Raw genomic sequence first — 1,637 nt, forward strand, 5'->3', positions numbered from 1 at the left:
ACTTTTGCATCTTTTAAATCAGTTTTTACCTTTATAAAGCTTGGTTTTACAACTAGTTTATAAACAGGAATTAAGAAGAAATCTTTTCTAACTTCTTCTATAGATAAAGGTGAGTCTGTATCTTTATAATTTCCGTTTTTAAAATCATCATTTATTGAAGAAAATTTTGATGGATTTTTACTAAAGTAATCTATTAGAATATTAGAGTTGCTTTTATTTATTGGTAAAGAACTATCATTACAATAAAGTATTTTACTAAGTTCCTCAGGGTTTGAAGAGGAAATTGAATTTGAGAATGAAAGTGCTATTTCTTTTTCAGATTTGACTGTTGATTTTAAGTAAAAGAATACACCAGAAAATATTACAACGATAAATACTAGGCTTATTATTACAATTTTAGATTTTTTTTTGTTTTTTTTTATTTTTGAGCAATTAGGACAAATTCCATTTATTAATTTTGAACCACATTTATTACAAAAATTCATTTTAAAACCTCCTTAATAATAATTTTACATCTAAAATATAATTTAACATTTTTTTGAACAATTGACAAATTTGTTAACAAAACGTTATAATTTAACATAGAATAGGAGGCGTTTTATGTTTTGTTCAAAGTGTGGTAAAGAAATACCAAATGAATCAGTTTTTTGTCCAGAATGTGGGAACAAGTGTAATGGTGGTAGTAAAAATATACCTATAGATGTAAATGAACATAAAGGATATATAATAAAATCTTTATGTCACCCAATAACTTCAGTTAAGGAACAAGTTTTTGGAATATCATCAAAAATACAATTAATTTATATTTCAATAATAACTTTAATAATACCACTAGTTAAAACTCTTTTATTTAAGTCATTTAGTTTTAATTTAGTTAAAAGTCTAGTAGGTATGATACTAGAATTCTCAAACGTTAATAGTTGGGATTTTAATGACATGATAAAAGCTAAAAGTCAGTTTGATATGATTATGGAAAATATATTTCCTACAGGTAAAATATACTTTTTGAATTTAGGAAGCTATGTAATTAATTATGCTTTAATATTAGGTGTAATTTATATCATATTTAAATTTTTAGTTAAAGAAGATATAAATAAAGATTCACTTATAAATATAATGTTTGTAGTATCAATAATAAATGTATTTATATTAATACTATCTTCTATAGCTCTAGTTTTAGGAGGAGCTATTTGGATGATAGTAAGTTTATTTAGTTCTATATTATCAGTTGTATTATTGTATGCTTTATTTGGTACTTTAATAAAATCAAAAAATAAATATATATATATATATTCTTTAACTTGTATGGTTGTTTATTCAATAAATGCATGGTTTGTTTTTAACAATGTATCATCTATAATTTATGAAGTTTATTATAATTTAGAGAGATATTTTATTTAATATAGTATATACAAAGAGGCGCTTATTTTTATAAGTGTCTCTTTTATGTTTTAATAATTATATAGATTGTATATTTTAATATATGAATTAAACATATTTATAATTTAAAAGAATATTTTATGGGAGGAGATTAATGGAAAGTAAAAAGATTTTTATTATAGAAGATGAAGAAAAGATAAGAGAAGAGCTTACTAAATTTTTAGAGAAGTATGGCTATGTTGTAGAATCATCAGATG

1 protein-coding gene and 1 pseudogene are annotated in these 1,637 nt (G+C 22.2%); one reads left to right on the forward strand and one right to left on the reverse strand.

Going from position 1 to position 1,637, the window contains the following annotated elements; translation table 11 throughout:
* Window positions 1-485: pseudogene (locus Q4E08_RS12135) on the reverse strand (hypothetical protein); the annotation flags it as partial.
* Between the two features lie 115 nt (window positions 486-600).
* Here Q4E08_RS12135 and Q4E08_RS12140 point away from each other — a divergent pair.
* Window positions 601-1,401 carry a zinc-ribbon domain-containing protein gene (locus Q4E08_RS12140; protein ID WP_303131298.1) on the forward strand — a complete coding sequence of 267 codons (801 nt, stop codon included), beginning with the start codon at window positions 601-603 and terminating at the stop codon, window positions 1,399-1,401.
* Window positions 1,402-1,637: the final 236 nt, after the last annotated feature.

It is taken from the genome of Clostridium sp. (genome assembly GCF_030532265.1).
Taxonomy (GTDB): domain Bacteria; phylum Bacillota; class Clostridia; order Clostridiales; family Clostridiaceae; genus Clostridium.